Here is a 1,586-nt window from a genome sequence, read left to right as displayed (position 1 = left end):
TCGGTAGGTGTCAAGTCAAACGGGACAGGGGCCAGTGATCGCTAGGCGGCTTGTTTCTCCTGGTCAGAGCTGGTCTGGTTGGTGGTGCCCTCGTCGGCTCGGTTGATCTGCGCGAGTGTGGGGATCTTGGGCAGCGTTGGTGTCTGGGTGAACCGTTGCGGGTTGGCCGCGCGGAACGCCGCGATCGTGGCGGCTCGCTTGTGCTGGATCGCCTGTGCGGTGCCGATGTGCATGGTGAACGGCGTGTGGAGCCCGATCCCGGCGTGATAATGCCGATGATTGTAGTAGTCGAAGAAATGGTGGCAGAACGTCTCGGCCTCGTCGAGCGACGCGAACCTGGCCGGGAACACCGGGCAGTACTTCAAGGTTTTGAACTGCGCCTCGCTGTAGGGGTTGTCGTTGCTCACCTTCGGGCGGGAGTGGGACTTGATGATGTCCAGGTCGGCCAGTAGTTCGGTCACCGGCTTGGAGGTCATCGAGGTCCCGTTGTCGGAATGGATGGTGCCGGGCACGATCCCGCCGTTGGCGACGAACGAGTTCTGCATGAACTGCTCGGCCAGCTCACCCGACTCGCGCAGGTGGACCTCCCAGTGCACGACGAAGCGGGAGAAGATGTCGAGCATCACATACAGGTCATAGAACTGGCGTGGCCCCGGACCTGGAAGTTTCGTGATATCCCAACTCCAGATCTGGTTGGGGGCGTGCGCGGCCAGATACGGCTTGGTGCGCGCCTGGTGCCGGGCCTGGGCGCGCCGCTCCCGGACCTGGTCACGCCTGCGCAGCTCCCGGTACATCGTCGACACCGACGCCAGGTACACCCCCTCGTCCAGCAGCGCAGCCCACACCTGCCGGGGTGCCTTGTCGGCGAACCGGTCGCTGTTGAGCACCTCGACCAGTCCGGCCCGTTCGCTCTCGCTCAGCGCGTTCGGCGGCGCCGGCCGCGCCGCCGGCTCACCGTTTTCCGGCACCGGGTTCCGCCGTCGGTAGAAACTACTGCGAGATACACCCGACAATGCGCACGAGGCGCGAATCGGCAGATGTTCGACCAGCAGGGAAAGGGTTTCGTCCCGGCAGCGGGTCACGAATTCTCGGTGTCCGCGCTCTCGGACATCGTTTCCAAGAGCGCGATACCTTTTCCCATAATGTCCAGGGCGGCCTCGGTCTGCTTGAGCTTCCTGGCCATGGCCGCGTTCTGCCGCTCCAGCCGCGCCTTCTCCTTGCGCAACTCCTCCAACTCGGCCTGCTCCGGAGTCTTCTCCTTCTTGGCGGGGCGGCTCGTTCCCGCAGCGGTCAACTCACCGGCGTCGCGCTGCCGACGCCACAACTGAACGCTGGACTCATACAGTCCTTCACGGCGCAGCAACGCGCCTTTTTCACCATGCTCGGCCGCGTCGTACTCCTCGACCATCCGCAGCTTGTAGGCGGCGCTGAAGGTCCGCCGCTTGGGCCGGCCGGTCCGCGGCCCGTCACCAGAAGGAAGATCGTGGCTGGTCATCGTCACTCTGCTCAGTACCCGTTCTCGCCCTGTTCACATCAGTTAGGGAACTTCATCCCCTCGTGTCCCACCTGAGCCTGACACAGAGGGG

2 protein-coding genes are annotated in these 1,586 nt (G+C 64.3%); both read right to left on the bottom strand.

Annotated elements, in window-relative coordinates; genetic code table 11:
* Nucleotides 1–41 precede the first annotated feature (41 nt).
* Nucleotides 42–1,082, bottom strand: a complete 1,041-nt coding sequence (locus E1289_RS37510) for an IS3 family transposase (protein WP_243713485.1) — start codon at nt 1,080–1,082, stop codon at nt 42–44.
* Nucleotides 1,079–1,495, bottom strand: coding sequence for a transposase (locus tag E1289_RS39315; RefSeq protein WP_207929420.1), 417 nt, complete (start codon nt 1,493–1,495; stop codon nt 1,079–1,081). The genes E1289_RS37510 and E1289_RS39315 overlap by 4 nt, the downstream gene beginning before the upstream one ends.
* Nucleotides 1,496–1,586: the final 91 nt, after the last annotated feature.

It is taken from the genome of Actinomadura sp. 6K520, from assembly GCF_004349245.1.
Classification (GTDB): Bacteria; Actinomycetota; Actinomycetes; order Streptosporangiales; family Streptosporangiaceae; genus Spirillospora.
Note: the sequence above shows the minus strand (reverse complement) of the source record. Positions and strands in the feature narration are given on the sequence as shown.

Excerpts from the sequence above, each read along its gene's own strand:
- E1289_RS39315 (WP_207929420.1), bottom strand. The coding sequence starts at position 1,495 with ATGACCAGCCACGATCTTCCTTCTGGTGACGGGCCGCGGACCGGCCGG.